Genomic DNA, 16973 nt, shown 5'->3' with positions numbered 1-16973 from the left:
ATGGGGTCACTTCCCGGCAATTTGCGCCTTGGTGTAGAAGCCGTCCTGTTCGAGCAGGTCGATGTTGTCCTTGGTCAGCGGGGTTGGCGTGAGCAGGATGGTGTCGACTTTTTTGCTGCCGTTGTCGTACTGCGAGCTGAAGGCGGGTTTTTCGTTGCGTGCCAGTTGCACCGAAAGCTTGGCCGCTTCGGAGGCGATGAGTTTCAGCGGCTTGTAAACGGTCATGGTTTGCGTGCCGGCGATCACACGTTTGACAGCAGCAAGGTCGGCGTCCTGCCCGGAAATCGGCACCTTGCCGGCCAGTTGCTGCGCCGCCAATGCCTGAATGGCACCACCCGCCGTGGCGTCGTTGGAGGCAACGATGCCGTCGATTTTGTTGTCGTTGCGGGTCAGGGCGTTTTCAACAATGCTCAGCGCTTCGGTCGGGTTCCATTCCTTCACCCACTGCTGCCCGACGATCTTGATATCACCCTTGTCGATGGCCGGTTGCAGCACTTTCATCTGGCCTTCACGCAGGATCTTGGCGTTGTTGTCGGTGGGCGCACCACCGAGCAAAAAGTAGTTGCCCTTGGGTGCGGCATTCAGCACGCCGCGGGCCTGCATCTCGCCGACCTTTTCGTTATCGAAGGAAATGTAGGCGTCGACATCAGCGTTGAGAATGAGCCGATCATAGGACACAACTTTGATCCCGGCTTTCTTCGCTTCGGCCACCGCGTTGGTCAGCACCGTGGCGTTGAACGGCACGATGACGATGACATCGACGCCCCGGGAAATAAGGTTTTCGATCTGGGAAATTTGCTTTTGCTCGTTGGCATCGGCCGATTGCACGAAGACCTTGGCGTCCATTTTTTCTGCCGCCGCGACGAAGTAATCACGGTCACGCGACCAGCGTTCCAGGCGCAGGTCATCAATGGAGAAACCGATTTTCGGGTGGGCAGCGTCAGCCATCACCGGCAGTGACAGCAGCGCCAGGGCAGTGGCCAACAGCGTGCGTTTTACGTTCTTCATAGTGGGGCGTCCTTTTATTGTTGTTGGAAAGACACGGCCTGACGATGAGTATCGGGCTGGTAAAACTGTAGAGAATCCGCAGACGCCGCAGGCACAGATTTGTCGTAGAAATGTCACCGCGTGGATGCGCCCGCAGACTTCCTCTGTGATCAGCGATAGATGAACCGATTGACGATGTTCTCGAGCCTTTCCTGGCGGCCGCTGACGGCTTGCGGGTTCAACTCGTTGGTGAACGCGTGCTCGGCCAACGACTCAAGGTTGAAGTCGCCGGCCATCACCGCTTTCCCGAACGGCTGCTGCCAACCGGCGTAGCGTTGATCCTTGAGCCGTTGCAGCTCGTCGTTCTGCACCATGGCCGCTGCGCGCTCCAGGGACAGGGCGAGAACGTCCATGGCACCGACGTGGCCATGGAACAGATCGATTTGATCGAGGCTTTGCCGGCGCACCTTGGAATCGAAGTTGAAACCGCCATTCTTGAACCCGCCGGCCTTGAGGATTTCATAGGTGGCGAGGGTCATTTCTTCGACGCTGTTGGGAAATTGATCGGTGTCCCAGCCGTTTTGCGGATCACCCCGGTTGGCGTCGATACTGCCGAAAATTCCCAGCGAGACGGCCGTGGCAATCTCGTGATGGAAGCTGTGCCCAGCCAGGGTCGCGTGGTTGGCCTCGATGTTGACCTTTATTTCGTGCTCCAGCCCGAACTGCTGGAGAAAGCCGAACACGGTGGCGCTGTCGTAATCGTATTGGTGCTTGGTTGGCTCCTGCGGTTTCGGTTCGATCAGCAGGTCGCCGGTGAAACCGATCTTGTGCTTGTGCTCGACCACCATGCGCATAAAGCGGCCGAGTTGTTCGCGTTCACGTTTCAAGTCCGTGTTGAGCAGGGTTTCGTAGCCTTCGCGACCGCCCCATAACACGTAGTTGGCGCCTTTCAGGCGATGGGTCGCGTTCATGGCGCTGAACACCTGGGCAGCGGCGCAGGCGAACACTTCCGGATCCGGATTACTCGCGGCGCCGGCAGCGAAACGCGGGTTGCTGAAGCAGTTGGCGGTGCCCCACAACAGCTTGATGCCGCTGGCTTCCTGGTGTTGCTCAAGGTGATCAACCATCTGCGCGAAATGGTTGCGATACTCCTTCAGCGAGCTGCCTTCCGGGGCGACATCGGTGTCATGGAAGCAGTAATAGTCGATACCCAGTTTGGAGAAAAACTCGAAGGCGGCGGCTGCTTTGCCGATCGCCAGTTCCATCGGGTCGCCGGCGTGTTGCCATGGGCGCTTGAACGTCCCCGCGCCGAACACATCGGAACCCGGCCAGACGAAAGTGTGCCAGTAACAGGCGGCCATGCGCAGGTGTTCACGCATGGGTTTGCCGAGGATGAGTTTGTCGGCGTCGTAGTGACGGAAGGAGAGGGGGGAATCGCTGTTTGGGCCTTCGTAGCGAATCGGCTCGACATCAGGGAAATACTGCATGGACCTTGTCCTTGTTGTTCTTGGCGGTGTCTCGATACTAGCAACGGCCCCGACCCCGCTGATTATGAAAAGCATCAACACGGAGTGCGATTTTGCGTATTGAGCTTCTTCGACCAGGCGCCTAGTCTGTGTCAATCGCCTCTGTGACAAGGGGCTCGGGACAAGCATAAAAACAATGAAAACCGTACCGCCTGTTCACCGCATCGCTCTGTTGTTCAACGGCAGCAAGATCTACGACCGTGGCATCATCAGCGGCATCGGCAACTACCTGAGCAGCACCCGTGCCTCCTGGGACCTGTTTCTCGAGGAGGATTTTCTCTGTCGTTTGAAAGGCATCGAGCGCTGGCAGGGCGACGGGATCATCGCCGACTTCGACGATCCGCTGATTGGCGAGGCGCTGGCCGATATCCAGATGCCAGTGGTAGCGGTAGGGGGCTCGTACGAGGATAAGCGCGCCTATCCGAAAGCGATTCCCTATGTCGCCACCGATAACAACGCACTGATAATGTTGGCCTACACGCATTTGATCGAAGCGGGACTGCAGCGTTTCGCCTGCTTCAGCCTGCCGGAAGCGCAAGCCAATCGCTGGGCGCAGGAGCGGGAAAAAGCCTTTCGCAAACTGATGAAACGCGACGGCCTGCACGGCGAAATCTATCGCGGCATGGGCACCAGCGCACCGCTGTGGGACAGCGCCGTCGAACAACTGATCGCCTGGCTGCAAAGCCTGCCCAAACCCATCGGCATCATCGCCGTCAGCGACGCCCGCGCGCGCCAGTTGCTGCAAGCCTGTCTGACCGCCGGGATTGCCGTGCCGGAACAGGTGGCATTGATCGGCATCGACAATGATCCGCTGACACGCAGCCTGACCCGCGTGCCGCTGAGTTCTGTTATTCAGGGCACGGAAACCATGGGCCGAACCGCTGCGCAATTACTCCACCAGATGCTGCACGGCATGCCGTCCACCGATACGCAGATCCTGATCCCGCCGGATGCTGTGAACGTGCAGGTGTCGAGCTTGCACCAACCGTTGGGCAATCCGTACGTGATGCAGGCGCTGCTGTTTATCCGACAATATGCTTGCCAGGGCATCAAAACGGCGCAGGTGGCGGCGTATGTCGGTGTGTCGCGCTCATCACTCGAAGCGCATTTCCGCGCCGAGCGAGGCTGCAGCGTGCACGACGAGATCCTGCGTTTCAAACTGGCAGCGGCCACCAGCGGATTGAAAAATACTGACTCGGTGATCGCCGACGTGGCGCGCAGTTGCGGGTTTAAATCTGCGCAGTATCTGCACACGGTGTTTCGCCGGGAGTTTGGCTGTACGCCGCGGGAGTATCAGCAAGGGGCAGGGATGCGCTGATGGAATGGCGGAAATGAGGTTAGAGTGGGCGTCAATGTCTTGATTGTTGCGTGAACAATGAATCGTCCGCTGTTCGTTTCTCTGGATGGGCCCAAAGGCACCGGCAAAACCACACTGTTGGAAGCCGTTACGCAAGTACTGAGGGCGGGCAACCAGAAAGTCATCCGGCTTTGCGAGAGAAAAAGCGATCCGTTCAGGGGTGAAACCATGGCCTTGGTCAACACTCTGGCGAGAAATCCTTGCCGGGATCTGGAGTGGGCTGTGTGTCAGCGCCTCGCGGATAGCCGTCGCTGGATCTCCCAGAACGTTCTGACGAAGCAGCCGCTGGACAGCATCATCTTGATCGATCGCTGGTATCCCTCGGATGCCGCGTTTCGCCAAACCATCCCGTTTGCCGAGATTCTTCAATTGAATATGGAGCGAGATGTGCGGGTGCCAGATCTGCATGTCGGCGTCGTCACCGATCCGGATATTTCATGGGCCAGGGCTGCGAACCGATCACGAGGACTGGGCGGCACTGTGATCCAGAAGCACGCAGAGCATGTGGCGTGTACAGAAATGTTCGAGCAAGCGGTCAAGGATCACGGCTGGATGTTGTGCCGTAATGAAGGAACGGTTGAGGAGGCGACGATGCTGGTGGTTTCTCGGATCTATGAGGTGCTTGGGTTGAACGTCGAAGTGGATGCCAGGCTTGGCGCTCAGGGTATCGCGTAGACCTTGAAGTTCAGTGGACACGGCCCTGCCAGGAAGGCCGTTTGGTTAGATTTTCTGGGGTTGGGCAGGGCGTTTGCTCAGGCTCTGTGAATAGCCTGATGAAGGTTTTATAGAAACAGGATGAGCAAAACCGCGACAGCCACAAAGCCATCGCGGTTGTTCTGCGTTTTAGCGGTTAGCGTCGGCCAAGCCAGCCTCGATGAAGCGAACGGAACTCTCCATAGCCTGCTGACCTTCTGGCAGCATGGTGGCGTAGAAGTGCCAGGCGTGGAACATCGCAGGCCATACTTCCAGGTTCACGCGAACTTGGTTATCAGCCAGGTGAGTTGCAAGGCGCATTGCATCGCTCAACATCAGCTCGTTCTCGCCGATCTGCACCAAGATTGGTGGAAGACCGGTGACGTCCGCGAACACAGGTGAGGCCAGAGGATGACTGGCCAATGTGTCGCCCAGGAATGCTCTGGCGAGGATGTCCAGGACAGGCTTGGAGTTCAGAGGATCCAGACCTTCACGGTTGCTCATGGAAGCACCGGTGTGTTCGAGGTTCGCCCATGGTGAGATGGAGGAGCCAACCGCAGGCAATGGAAGCCCTTTCGATTTAGCCGCGACCATGACGCTGACAACCATTGCGCCGCCAGCCGACTCGCCAGAGAACGCAATTTTGTTAGCCGGGATTTTCTGCTCAAGCAACCATTCGTAAGCGCGCAATGTGTCGTCAATAGAGGCTGGAAACTTGTGCTCAGGAGCGAGTCGGTAGTCCGGCATGTACACACGAGCACCGAGCATTTTCGCGTAGTTGCCGCCGATGCCGTGGTAGCCGTCTGGACTACCTACAATGTAGGCGCCGCCGTGGATGTACATCACGACCGCGTCGGTTTTGATCTCGTCCGGAGTAACCAGTGTGCCGGGTACGCCACCCATGTCGACTGCTTCGAATTTAACGCCAGCTGGCGCTGGATTTTGCGCGAGCATTTTTGCGTAAGCGTCGCGGATGTCGCTAATTTTTGTGGTGGTATCGATTCCCTTAAGAACGGGTACCAGATCGCTAAGGCTATTGGCCCAGGTCTGGACGGCTGCTTGGACTTTAGTGTTCATAATGACCTCAATTGATCGTTGGGAGTGGATTAGCTAATTGAGATACTATGCTTAGTATTGGGGAACAGGGTTCCCCATAACAGGTGCCAAGCAGCCCGAACGTTGAGACCACCGAGGCCGTATGGAACTCCATAACCTGAATGATATTGCCGCGTTTGTGAGCTCGGTAAACGCTGGAAGCTTCACTGCGGCGGCAAAACAGCTTGGCCTTACGCGCTCTGCAGTGGGGAAGTCGATAGTCAGGCTCGAGGCTCGTTTACAGGTACGTTTACTGAATCGCACTACGCGTAGCTTGAGCATGACCGATGACGGCCAGGTCCTGTATGAGCGCTGTGTGGGCGTTCTTCAGGATCTGGATGATGTGGAGGATGCCCTTGCGTTTCGTCGTTCGACACCCAGTGGGCGACTGCGGATGAGTCTGCCGGTTGCGCTGGGCAGACTTCATGTCCTTCAGCACATTGAGTGCTGTCTTAAGGATTGGCCCTCCCTGAGCGTGGATATCACCTTCTCTGACAGGCTGGTCGATCTGATCGATGAGGGATTTGATTTGGCCATGCGCATCGGTCCACCGAAGGAAGATTCTCGGTTGTTAACGCGCACTGTGGCCTACCAACAAATGATTACCTGCGCTTCACCCAAGTATTTGTCTGAACATGCCGAGCCTGAAACGCCTCAGGATTTGTCCGAGCACCAGTGCCTGCATTTCGTGAGCGGTGGGAGATTGCTTCCCTGGAATTTTCGCGTGAATGGTAGCTCTGTGTCCGTTACTCATGGTGGAAGGCTACAGATGGACAGTGCTGAGTCATTACACCAGTCAGCTGTCGCTGGCCTGGGTATCGCGACTCTTCCTTCCTACGTGGTGAACGACGATTTGAGGAGCGGCAAGCTTGTTCAATTGCTCGCTGGGTATGCAGAGGCCGCAGAGCCTATTCGGGTGATCTACCCTAGCAAGCGGCACCTCTCTCCAAAAATTCGACTCTTCATCGATAAGCTCGTGGAGGCTTGGTCACCATGCCCACCATGGGAGCATCACCTAGGGGAAGGCACTCACTCAGGTTGATCAGTGAGCGAGGTGCGTAATTGCAATTACAGAGGCAACGATGATGAATTCAACCTGGGCAGATCAAGTGGCACTTGTGAGTGGAGCGGGCAGTGAGCTTGGAATCGGTATGGCCATTGCCCATCGTCTTGGGGCTCAAGGGGCCAAGTTGATCGTCACGGCAAGCAGCGCACGCATCAATGAGCGGGTTGCGGAGTTACGTGCCGCCGGCTTCGAAGCAGTGGGTCGACCGGTCGACTTGACTCAGGAAAATCAGGTGAGTGAATTCGTCGCTTGGGCTGAGGCCGTCTGGGGCCGCATCGATATTCTTGTAAATAATGCCGGTATGGCGATGCAAGGGAGTCCAGAACAGTTCTCCGAGTTCACGAGTACGAGCCTCGAAAGCTGGAATCTTTCCATCGCTAGAAATCTGACAACTGCGTTTCTGTTAACCCAAGGGGTGTTGCCTGGGATGCGAGCGAGAGGCTATGGCCGCATAGTGAACATCAGCTCAACTACCGGCACACGGGCGAGTAATCCAGGGGAGGCTGCTTACAGTGCTGCAAAGGCGGGAATGGTAGGAATGAACATGAGTCTAGCTCTTGAGGTGGCTCATCAAGGTATCACTGTGAATTCAGTTGCCCCTGGCTGGATAGCTACAGGGTCGAGCACGCCTGATGAAGTCAACGCCGCACGTTCTACGCCTCTCGGGAGAGCGGGGCGACCAGACGAAGTGGCCGCAGCCGTTGTATTCCTGGCTTCACCTGAAGCGAGTTACATCACAGGGGAATTGCTCGTGGTGGATGGAGGCAATTGCCTGGTTGAGAACAAAGCGGGTTAAGACATTTTAATTCCTGAGAGGGACCTCAACGTTGCCTGAACCGCGCCGCGCTGACTCACTGCTCCAGCAAAAACCGCTCAATTTCCTCAACGGTACTGCGCGCCGTTCGGGTTACGCCGATCAGTGTCGCGGAAGCGGCGCCAGTCCAGTCGCCATAACCCACCAACCACAAACGCGGTTCCTGAATCGAATGCGTACCTTTGACGGCCACGCGCCCGTCGGCGGAACACACGCCCAGTGATTCCAGATAGCCGAGGGCAGGGCGGAAGCCGGTGCACCAGATCACCGCGTCGACCGGCGTTTGCGAGCCATCAGCCCAAGTCACGCCGGTCTCGGTGAAGCGCAGGAACGGCCGAACCGCGTGCAACACGCCGCGCTCCCGTGCCTCAACGACTGGCGGCACCATCACGATATCGCCCAGGCCGCCAACCGGTTGTTCAATGACGATGCCGGCCAGCTGCGCTTTCCAGCGTTCGGTGGCGCGTTCGAAGAGCACGCGTCCATCAACGTCATCGGCAAGAAACTCTGGCGGCTGCGGAGTGACCCAGGTGGCATCGGCCACTTGCGAGACTTCAGCGAGGATCTGTGCACCGGAGTTGCCACCGCCCACCACCAGGACTTTTTTTCCCGCAAACGGCTTGGCGTTAACGTAATGGGCCGAATGCAATTGCTGACCGGTAAAGGTTTCGCTGCCTGGGTAATGCGGCAGGTAAGGATGGCGCCAGGTGCCGGTCGCGCTGACCACGGTGCGGGCCAGCCAAGTGCGACCCTGGGCTTTTACGTTGAGGTGATTGCCTCGACGTTCAATAGCGTTGACCCAGTAGGGCCGTGCGACAGGAAACTGGTAGCGTTGCTCATACTGGCGCAGGTAATCGAGTACGTTGTCGCGACTGGGGTAACCGTCAGTGACCGGAGGCATCATCCAACCGGCGATGGAACTCCAGGTCGACGGTGAAAACAGTCGCAGGGAATCCCAGCCATGCCGCCAAGCGCCACCCGGTGCTGCTTCGGCATCAATAATCACAAAGGAACGCCCGGTACGGCGCAGGAAGTAAGCCACGGCGAGTGCCGACTGGCCACCGCCAATAATTGCAACATCCACGTCGGCAGGCATGGGGAATCCTTGGGTTAGCGAGGTTCAGGTTAAGTTAATACATTTGAAGTGGACGTTTGTTGATGTTGCTCAATCGGCGGCGTTGCAATGGATATGATTTAACATAATATACATTACACGTAACAAGATGTTTCGAGATTAGCCACGTTGCCCGCAAGATTTCATTCTCCTGCAATGCTCCAAACCGGCTTTCCCTCCAGCCTGATAATCCTCTGAATCTGCATCGCTCAATCCTCATCCCGCGTCAGCTGTTCAATCAATGCTCGATGCTGTGGAAACGCTGTCGTGAGCTTCTGGCGATTCCCCATCTCCATGTCGGCAAAATCAAATCCTGGCGAAACCGCTTCACTGATCAATCCAAATCCGTTTTTGCCGTCCAGCAATCGTGATGCTTTCCAGATGCCACCCGGTACGTGCAATTGCAGATGCTGTCCTGCGAGAACATCGTTGCCCATGATGACTGTCTGCAATGAACCGTCCGCATGGATCAGGCTGTATTCGAGTGCGTCGCCCAAGTGGAAATAATGCAGGATGTCAGACTGATTGAAATGAAACTGGCCCACCGGTGATTGCTCGGTCAGCAAATAGTAGATCGACGTCATCAGGTAGCGTGGGCCGCCAGCGGTTTCGAGCCAGTCGCGATGGTCTGACTGATAGGTTCTACGAAAATAGCCGCCTTCGAGATGAGGCTCGAGATTCAGCGCATTGATCACGTCTTGTGCGCTTGCTTTACCTTGAATCATCGCCCGCTCCCTTGATTTTAGGGTGGTTCTTATAGCTCAACTAAACGACCATTTAGTGTAGTTAAGCGCATATCGACGATGAATGACGAATTTTCCAGCTAAATCTCGGTCTTCCGCTGATTCACTCCTCACTCGGGTCATAACTGTTCACATTGGGCACTTGCATATGCAAACGCCCAAGCAAGTCGACCAACGTATCGACCTCAGCCGGGGTCAATCCGCTGAGCAGACGCGACTCTCGCTCAAGTGCAACTTTGAGCACGCGGTCATGCAGTTCTTTACCGCTGGCCGTCAATCGCACGGTGTAACGCCGCGCGTCCTTGGGATCCAGCTGACTGGTGATCCGCCCCGCCGCTTCCAATGTCTGCAATGAACGATTGACCGCCGGAAGCAGCACGTCGGCGACGTAATCAGAGGCCACCAGAGTGATATGCCGGTCGCAGTTCGCCGGGTCAAAACTCAGCGGAGCGTCGACGATCTCCCGGGTCAGTGCCAACGCTGCACGCACCTTTGGCAGCAACTCCAGACCCAGCGCTGTGGGTTCCAGGCGGCGCCCCACTTGTACCAGTAACGGGTCGTTGAAGTGTTCACGCAAGCGGCCCAGTGCCGAACTGGCAGCTGACTGCCCCAGGCACACAAACGTAGTTGCGATAGGTACTGATTCGCCCTTTAGAAGAAGGTCGAACTGACCGAACGCTACATCAAACACTGCTTGGGATGAGCGATTGTAGAGCACGATGCCTTGCCCCGTTATGTAAGCGGAATGAGGGCGACCAGATCCGTATCACCTATGTCGACACCCGCTTGTGAAAGCAACGTTGTCACTTGTCCGCGGTGGTGCGTCTGATGGTTGAAAAAATGCATGACCAAGCCATAAAAGCTCCTGTCAGCAGGTATTCCTTTGATGCTTGTGTAATTGAGGGTGTGATCCAGGTCCGGCTCTGCAATGGAGCGAGACCACTCTACAATTTGCTGATCAATCCACACTCGATGTGCCGAAAGATCTCGGATATTCGAGAAAAGCAACTGGTCGAGGCTTTTGGGGGCAGGAAGCTGCTGAATCGGTGCCAGTGCCAAGTAGTTAGCAGGGTGCTTGGCGAATCGATTTAGCCAGACAGTGTCGCCGGCCACCACGTGGTTCAACGTCCCGAGAATTGAACCAAAGAATGCTTTCCTATCCACTAAGAGTTCTTCATCTGACAGGCTTCTGGCTGCCTCATAAATCTTTACGTTCATCCATTCGTTATAGTTGGCCATCAGGCAAATATGACTGGTTCGGTTCATCGTGCTCGTCCTCGTCCTTTCAATGAATCGCTTTGCAATCGATCCACGCTTATCTTGCATCCCAGTCCAGTGTTGCGCTTTGTTGTGAGGAACCGTCTGATCGTCTATGAAAGAAGCGCTCGCAACGGAGCTGGAATGGGTACAACTTCCTTACTTTCCGGTGAGACACAAACGTGTGTGACATTCGCGGTAAATGCCAGCACGCCTTCGCCTATAAAACCCTCAACCAAAAAAGTAAAAGAGTGCTCGCCCAACCTGGCCACGCTGACTTTAATAGTCAATTCGTCATCCCACGTCACCGGAGACAGCAACTCGATCGACATCGCACGCACCGGCGGCAATATATTAAAACTCATCACCGCCCTAAGCCCCGGCCCCCCTACCCATCTGTCGAGTGCTATACCAATGGCCTCTACAGCAAAATATGAGAATCGCGGGGTGTAAACCACCCCTGCCGGATCACAATCTCCGAACAAGATAGTTCGACTTACAAAAACCGCGTCCGGCATTAACTCCCCCTACTCGCCAACGTCAGGCCGATATCGATGAGTTCTTCTCGCTCGGCCATCAAGGGCTTCTGCCTTTGATGGCGGCGATTTACCTATATCTGCGATTCAAAGATTTTTGTCTGGAACCTAAGTACTCAGCTGCTTGAACCAGTCAAGACTCGCAACGGTAGATACAGAAGGACGGTACTCACATCCGATCCATCCTGCGTAGCCGCGCTGCTCCAGCGCCGCGAACAACGCAGCAAAGTCGATACTCCCCGTTCCCGGCTCGTGACGACCCGGGCAATCGGCAATTTGCACATGGACAGTTCTGTCATAAAACCGCGCCAGCACATCGGCTGCGTCTCCGGTCAAAAGCTGGGCATGGTAAAGATCAAGAATCAGCCCGACACTCGGAAAGGTCTCCAGTACCTGTTGCGCCTTGCTGAAGTCGGACATGTAATAGCCCGGCATCGCCTCCGCGCTGATCACTTCGATCAGCGGCCGCAGCCCCTGATCTTCCAAGTACTTGACTGCATATTCCAGGTTGCCCGCGTAGGTTCGCTCAGCGTCATTCTGCGTGGTGACGCCCGACATGATGTGGACATCCGCACACGCCAAGGTCTTTGCGTAGCGGGCGGCCTGGAGCAACCCGTCACGAAACTCCTCTCCCCTGCCCTGTAACGCGGCGATGCCTTTGCTCACGCCAGCCGGGGCGGCGAACTGAATCAACGGCAAACTGTATTGAGCTAGATGGTCGGCAAGCAGACTGGCGCCGAATTCGTACGGCGACGGGAACTCAACTGCCCGGAAACCGGCGGCTGCGGCGGCTTCGATGCGTTGCAGAAAAGGCAATTCATTGAATTGGAAACCGAGATGAGCATTGAACTTGAGCATTGGGTAATCATCCATCCTGGGAAGAAACGACATCATTAGCCTGGAGCATCCTTCACCGCTCCAGCACTGCACTATCGCAAGTGCGTTCAACGATTAAAACCAGGTTTCCATCTGGATGCCGTATTGCCACACGCCTCCCGCCTGGAAGTCGGACATGCCAAAGGAGTCGTTAGTACTGAACCTGTCCAGATCCGAAGACCAGTTCATGTAGCTGGCGAACACTCGCAGCTCCGGACGCGTGAGTAGATCGCCGACGTCAAGTTTGAATGTCGGGGCGACCGTGAATTTCCAGAAGTTACCATCGACCGCATTACGTTGTAGATAGCCCTTGGGGTCGAGGTTCATGGTTTGCCAGCTCATTTCGTAGGCCATTTCGAAGTTGCTGTTGATTTTGTTGGCCAAGCGCACGTTGAGGGTCAGCCAGCGGTAGTCGTCACCTTTAACGTATCTATCCTTGCTCTGTTCAGCCAGCAAGCTGGGCCCGATGCGCCAGTCAGAGGTCAGCGGCGTCTCACCGTAAAGCGCCAGACGCAGCGCGCGGGCGTCGTCGATCAGTTCACCATCCGAGCCAACGTTCTTGACCTCTGCCCCCAGGCCTTGCCCATAGAGCAGCGCCGTTTTGAAGAAGCCTTCCCTGCCGAAAAAGGTTTTCTGGTGATTGGCCAGCATGCTGTGCAAACCGCTATCCGCAGGCGTCAAACCGGCCTTGTTGGTGTGGGTGCCGAAATCGTTTTTCTTGGCGCCGATGGCGTTGTACATCCACTGCCACTGGCCATCCTCGAAGAACTGGTTGGAGGTCAGGACGTAGCTTTCCACATCGGCATTGATACCGCCCTGACTGAAATCCCCGTAGCTACGCCCAATCAACGAGTAATTCGAGCGCCAATGCTTGTTCATCTGCACATCGTAAATTCCACCGCCGGTGCCGGCCAGGTAAACGACATCGGAGTCCAGCCAGTGGATATCGAAATTATCTCTATCGAAGCGCTTGCCCGCCCACAGCGTAGCGTTCTCGAATACTGAATTGCCTTTGAACGCGGCGACATGGTCGAGCGTGGCGAATACCTGGCGTACGTTGAGGTTGCTTTCGTCGGCCGTCCAGTCATTGGAGCTTTCCACGCCGTCGGCGATGGAGACCGTGAACTTGGAACGGGTACCGTTTTGCGCATAGACCTCTTTCGACAGGTCGATACGCATGTAGGTGTCGTCCTCGTTACCGAGTCGCCCGACTGCCCCGCCCACCGAACCGGCCGGCGTTGTATAAGGGCCGCCACGCCCGCCACCCAGCCCCTCGTCAACCAGCAATCCGGAGCGCGCATAGCCGTTGAAGCTGAACCCATCGGTGAGGTGTCCGGAATTGCCCTCCTTCTCCAGGCTTTGCTGACGGGCTTCGAGTTTTGCCAGTCGGGTGTCCAGAGCAGGCGCCGAAATGGCTGTTACGTTAGAGGCGACGGGTTGCAAGGGCGGCGCCGCGCGTTTGACCTGCTGCAATTCCTGGGCAAGTGCCTGGGTCTGCTGTTCGGCCGTGGCTGCACGCTTTTCCGCTGCGCTGGCACGCGCTTCAAGTGCGGCCATGCGCTCTTCCAGTGTCGCGCCCTGAGAAGCCGCCGCCGATGTGCCGAGCACGCCGACCAGTAGCCAGCTTGATCCTTTCTGCATGTTGATTCCCTGTTTTGTTTTTATTTTTTGGTTGCCGCAGTTGCCTTTTTTGCGTGAATCGCGAGTTGTCACAAACGACAAAAAAAGGATGCCTCCTCGCAAATACGCTGCTACATTTGGCGATGTTAACGTTAACTTTTCTAAAAACAAAAATAAAGGACGCTCGATGAAACACCTGAAATCGCTCCTGCCAGTCGCATTGATCACCCTGTCTGCCGCACTGCCATCCGTGTCGAACGCAACCGATCTGACGATCTCTTGCGGTGCGGTGGGTGCGGAGTTGCAACTGTGCAAAGAGGCCGTCGAGACATGGTCGAAACAGACCGGCAACAACGTCGAGGTGGTCTCCACGCCTAACTCGGCAACCGAGAGGTTGTCGTTCTACCAGCAGATCCTCAGTGCGCAGTCCACCGACATCGACATCATTCAAATCGACATGGTGTGGCCGGGGATGCTGGCCAAACACCTGCTGGATCTGCGGGAGGTGCTTCCCGCCAACGCGACCCAAGGCTATTTCCAGGCCCAGGTCGATAACGCCACGGTCAACGGCCGGCTGGTGACGATGCCGTGGTTCACCGACTCGGGGCTGCTGTATTACCGCAAGGACTTGCTTGAGAAATACAACAAACAGGTTCCTCAGACGTGGGAGGAAATGACCGCTACCGCCAGGGACGTGCAACAGGCTGAACGCAACGCCGGGAACGCCAATGCCTGGGGTTACATCTTTCAGGGACGTGCCTACGAGGGGCTGACGTGTAATGCGCTGGAGTGGATCAGCAGCCAACCGCAAGGCGGCCTGATCAATCAACGCGGCGACATCGTGGTCAACAGTCAGGCCTCGAGAGCGGCGTTAACGCTGGCGAAAAGCTGGGTCGGAGATATCTCCCCGCGTGGCGTGCTCAATTACACCGAGGAAGAAGGACGTGGCGTATTCCAGTCGGGCAATGCGCTATTCATGCGTAACTGGCCTTATGTCTGGGCCCTGGTGCAAAGCCAGGACAGTGCCGTAAAAGACAAGGTCGGCGTCGCTCCCCTGCCCCGCGGCGGCGAAACCGGCGAGCATGCCTCCACCCTTGGTGGCTGGGGCCTGGCGGTATCGCGTTACAGCGCTCATCCCAAACTTGCCGCAGAACTGGTGAGCTACCTGACCAGTGCCCAAGAGCAAAAACATCGCGCCCTGACAGGCGGCTATAACCCGGTAATCGAGTCGCTGTATCAAGATCCCGAGTTGCTCGCGGCCATGCCTTATTACGCTCAGCTGCACAGCATTCTCAACGCTGGGGTCATGCGCCCCGCCGCCATCACCGCCGATCGTTATCCACGGGTCTCAAATGCCTTCTTCGACCGGGTGCATGGCGTGCTGGCGGGCGAGTTGCCCGTGGATCAGGCTCTTGCCGAACTGGAAAGCGAACTTACGCGCATCAAACGCCGGAACTGGTAAGCCACAAGGAAGGAAATCACCATGTCTGTCTCTACAACCCATGCCCCCTTTGACGAGCTGCTGCTCACGAGGGAAACGCCTGTACAACGTCGCCGGGTGCGCGCTGCCTGGCTGTTTCTGACGCCAATGCTGGTCTGCCTGGCCCTGGTCGCCGCCTGGCCGCTGCTGCGCACATTCTGGTTCAGTCTGACCGACGCCAGCCTGGCGGACACCGGTGGCGCAACCTTCATAGGCTTGAGCAATTATCTGTTGTTCAGCGGTTCCGGCTGGTCGGGCATCCTCGTCGATCCACAGTGGTGGAATGCAGTGCGCAACACGTTGTATTTCACGGTGGTCTCGGTGGGACTGGAGGTCGTGCTGGGGTTGTTGGTGGCGTTGCTGCTGAACATCAAATTCACCGGCCGTTCTCTGGTGCGGGCGTTGATTCTGATTCCGTGGGCGATTCCGACGATTGTCTCGGCGAAGATCTGGTCATGGATGCTCAACGACCAGTTCGGCATCATCAATCACCTGATGCTCAGCCTCGGCCTGATTGATGCTCCCCTGGCCTGGACGGCAGATGCCGACCTGTCGATGTGGGCGGTGATCATCGTTGATGTCTGGAAGACCGTGCCTTTCGTCACGCTGCTGATGCTGGCGGCCTTGCAGATGTTGCCGAGCGATTGCTACGAAGCGGCCAGGGTCGATGGCATTCATCCGCTGAAGGTGTTCTGGCGCGTCACCCTGCCACTGTTGATGCCTGCACTGCTGGTGGCGGCGATCTTTCGCATCCTTGATTCGCTGCGGGTATTCGACGTCATCTATGTGCTGACCTCGAACTCCTCGAGCACCATGAGCATGTCGGTGTATGCCCGCCAGCACTTGGTGGAGTTCCAGGATGTCGGTTACGGCAGCGCGGCGTCGACGCTGTTGTTTCTCGTGGTCGCGGTGATCGCCATGCTTTACCTCTACCTCGGACGCCGTCAACTGGAGGTCCGCGCATGAGCCCGCGCCTGCTGAAAAAAGCGCTGTTGCGCCTCGGATTCTGGTGCCTGATCGGGGTTTTGCTGCTGTATGCGGTTTTCCCGTTCTACTACGCCATCGTGACGTCGCTGAAGCCCTCCAGCGCCTTGTTCGAGGTGAGCTACTGGATCGAAAATCCTGACTTCTCCAATTACGCTGCGGTCCTCCACCAGGCCTCGTTCCTGCGAGCAATCGGTAATTCGCTGGTGGTTGCGCTGTGCGTGGTCACCCTGGCGCTTTTCCTCAGCCTGACCGCTGCTTATGCCTTGGGCCGGGTGAAATTCCGTGGGCGTGGCACGGTGTTGATGATGGTGCTTGGCGTGTCGATGTTTCCCCAGGTCGCGGTGCTGTCGGGACTGTTCGAAGTGATCCGCGCCTTGGGCCTGTACAACACGTCGTGGGCGTTGATCCTCAGCTACACGATTTTCACCCTGCCCTTCACCGTCTGGGTGCTGACCACCTTTATGGGACAACTGCCCCATGAACTGGAGGAAGCGGCAATCATGGATGGTGCGTCGCCTTGGGTGACGCTGACCCGCGTGCTGTTGCCGCTGCTCTGGCCCGCCCTGGTCACCACGGGCTTGTTGGCCTTCATCGCCGCGTGGAACGAGTTCCTGTTTGCCCTGACGTTCACCCTCACCGACAGCCAACGCACGGTGCCGGTGGCCATCGCCTTGATTTCCGGCGGCAGCCCCCATGAGTTGCCTTGGGGCTTGTTGATGGCCGCCTCGGTGTTGGTCACCGTCCCACTGGTGATTCTGGTGCTGATCTTCCAGCGCCGAATCGTTTCCGGCCTCACTGCCGGCGCGTTAAAGGGTTGATGCC

17 protein-coding genes are annotated in these 16973 nt (G+C 56.9%); 7 read left to right on the top strand and 10 right to left on the bottom strand.

The annotated features are described in order from the left end of the window. Positions 1 to 6: 6 nt before the first annotated feature. Both xylF and xylA read right to left on the bottom strand, forming a co-directional pair. Positions 7 to 1008 carry a D-xylose ABC transporter substrate-binding protein gene (gene xylF, locus ACOYXH_RS11370; RefSeq protein ID WP_095048965.1) on the bottom strand — a complete coding sequence of 334 codons (1002 nt, stop codon included), beginning with the start codon at positions 1006 to 1008 and terminating at the stop codon, positions 7 to 9. 149 nt (positions 1009 to 1157) lie between these two features. Continuing rightward, positions 1158 to 2474 carry a xylose isomerase gene (gene xylA / locus ACOYXH_RS11365; RefSeq protein ID WP_320414500.1) on the bottom strand — a complete coding sequence of 439 codons (1317 nt, stop codon included), beginning with the start codon at positions 2472 to 2474 and terminating at the stop codon, positions 1158 to 1160. Between the two features lie 175 nt (positions 2475 to 2649). Here xylA and ACOYXH_RS11360 point away from each other — a divergent pair, with 175 nt between their 5' ends. Together ACOYXH_RS11360 and ACOYXH_RS11355 are read left to right on the top strand one after the other, a co-directional pair. Next, positions 2650 to 3831, top strand: a complete 1182-nt coding sequence (locus tag ACOYXH_RS11360) for a XylR family transcriptional regulator (RefSeq protein WP_460410700.1) — start codon at positions 2650 to 2652, stop codon at positions 3829 to 3831. A 57-nt stretch (positions 3832 to 3888) separates the two neighbouring features. Beyond that, a complete protein-coding gene (locus tag ACOYXH_RS11355; RefSeq protein ID WP_095125971.1) occupies positions 3889 to 4545 on the top strand; it encodes a dTMP kinase in 657 nt (218 codons plus the stop codon). A 168-nt stretch (positions 4546 to 4713) separates the two neighbouring features. On the opposite strand, the gene ACOYXH_RS11350 is transcribed toward ACOYXH_RS11355, so the two are convergent. Beyond that, positions 4714 to 5640: an alpha/beta hydrolase gene (locus ACOYXH_RS11350; protein WP_460410699.1), complete on the bottom strand. Its 927-nt coding sequence runs from the start codon at positions 5638 to 5640 to the stop codon at positions 4714 to 4716. Between the two features lie 121 nt (positions 5641 to 5761). On the opposite strand from ACOYXH_RS11350, the gene ACOYXH_RS11345 reads away from it, so the two are divergent. Continuing rightward, the gene (locus ACOYXH_RS11345; protein ID WP_460410698.1) at positions 5762 to 6700 is read left to right on the top strand and encodes a LysR family transcriptional regulator; all 939 of its coding nucleotides are present in this window, start codon (positions 5762 to 5764) and stop codon (positions 6698 to 6700) included. A gap of 43 nt (positions 6701 to 6743) precedes the next feature. After that, entirely contained in the window at positions 6744 to 7520 is a 777-nt protein-coding gene (locus ACOYXH_RS11340; RefSeq protein ID WP_460410870.1) for an SDR family NAD(P)-dependent oxidoreductase, read from the top strand. A gap of 55 nt (positions 7521 to 7575) precedes the next feature. Here ACOYXH_RS11340 and ACOYXH_RS11335 read toward each other — a convergent pair whose 3' ends face one another. The 7 genes from ACOYXH_RS11335 to ACOYXH_RS11305 all read right to left on the bottom strand — a co-directional run bounded on the left by ACOYXH_RS11335 (position 7576) and on the right by ACOYXH_RS11305 (position 13705). Then, positions 7576 to 8634: an ArsO family NAD(P)H-dependent flavin-containing monooxygenase gene (locus tag ACOYXH_RS11335; protein ID WP_460410697.1), complete on the bottom strand. Its 1059-nt coding sequence runs from the start codon at positions 8632 to 8634 to the stop codon at positions 7576 to 7578. Positions 8635 to 8861: 227 nt separating this feature from the next. After that, positions 8862 to 9377: a cupin domain-containing protein gene (locus ACOYXH_RS11330; RefSeq protein ID WP_460064562.1), complete on the bottom strand. Its 516-nt coding sequence runs from the start codon at positions 9375 to 9377 to the stop codon at positions 8862 to 8864. 121 nt (positions 9378 to 9498) lie between these two features. Beyond that, complete coding sequence (locus ACOYXH_RS11325) at positions 9499 to 10113, bottom strand: MarR family winged helix-turn-helix transcriptional regulator (RefSeq protein ID WP_460064560.1); 615 nt, start codon at positions 10111 to 10113, stop codon at positions 9499 to 9501. A gap of 14 nt (positions 10114 to 10127) precedes the next feature. Then, entirely contained in the window at positions 10128 to 10661 is a 534-nt protein-coding gene (locus ACOYXH_RS11320; RefSeq protein WP_460064558.1) for a DinB family protein, read from the bottom strand. Positions 10662 to 10765: 104 nt separating this feature from the next. Continuing rightward, positions 10766 to 11170 (bottom strand): acyl-CoA thioesterase, encoded by a 405-nt coding sequence (locus ACOYXH_RS11315; protein WP_095048932.1) that lies wholly within the window; start codon positions 11168 to 11170, stop codon positions 10766 to 10768. A 126-nt stretch (positions 11171 to 11296) separates the two neighbouring features. Next, the gene (locus ACOYXH_RS11310) at positions 11297 to 12046 is read right to left on the bottom strand and encodes a hydroxypyruvate isomerase family protein (RefSeq protein ID WP_460410696.1); all 750 of its coding nucleotides are present in this window, start codon (positions 12044 to 12046) and stop codon (positions 11297 to 11299) included. 93 nt (positions 12047 to 12139) lie between these two features. Then, complete coding sequence (locus ACOYXH_RS11305; protein WP_460410695.1) at positions 12140 to 13705, bottom strand: carbohydrate porin; 1566 nt, start codon at positions 13703 to 13705, stop codon at positions 12140 to 12142. A 166-nt stretch (positions 13706 to 13871) separates the two neighbouring features. Here ACOYXH_RS11305 and ACOYXH_RS11300 point away from each other — a divergent pair, with 166 nt between their 5' ends. Genes ACOYXH_RS11300 through ACOYXH_RS11290 form a run of 3 tightly spaced genes read left to right on the top strand, consistent with a single transcriptional unit; the run spans position 13872 to position 16969 of the window. Next, positions 13872 to 15146 (top strand): ABC transporter substrate-binding protein, encoded by a 1275-nt coding sequence (locus tag ACOYXH_RS11300; protein WP_460410694.1) that lies wholly within the window; start codon positions 13872 to 13874, stop codon positions 15144 to 15146. A 21-nt stretch (positions 15147 to 15167) separates the two neighbouring features. Next, on the top strand, positions 15168 to 16130 hold the full coding sequence (locus tag ACOYXH_RS11295; protein ID WP_095048929.1) for a carbohydrate ABC transporter permease: 963 nt from the start codon (positions 15168 to 15170) through the stop codon (positions 16128 to 16130). After that, on the top strand, positions 16127 to 16969 hold the full coding sequence (locus ACOYXH_RS11290) for a carbohydrate ABC transporter permease (protein ID WP_007910217.1): 843 nt from the start codon (positions 16127 to 16129) through the stop codon (positions 16967 to 16969). Before ACOYXH_RS11295 ends, ACOYXH_RS11290 begins: the two co-directional genes overlap by 4 nt. Positions 16970 to 16973: the final 4 nt, after the last annotated feature.

It is taken from the genome of Pseudomonas sp. Mb7, assembly GCF_054790525.1.
Note: the sequence above shows the minus strand (reverse complement) of the source record. Positions and strands in the feature narration are given on the sequence as shown.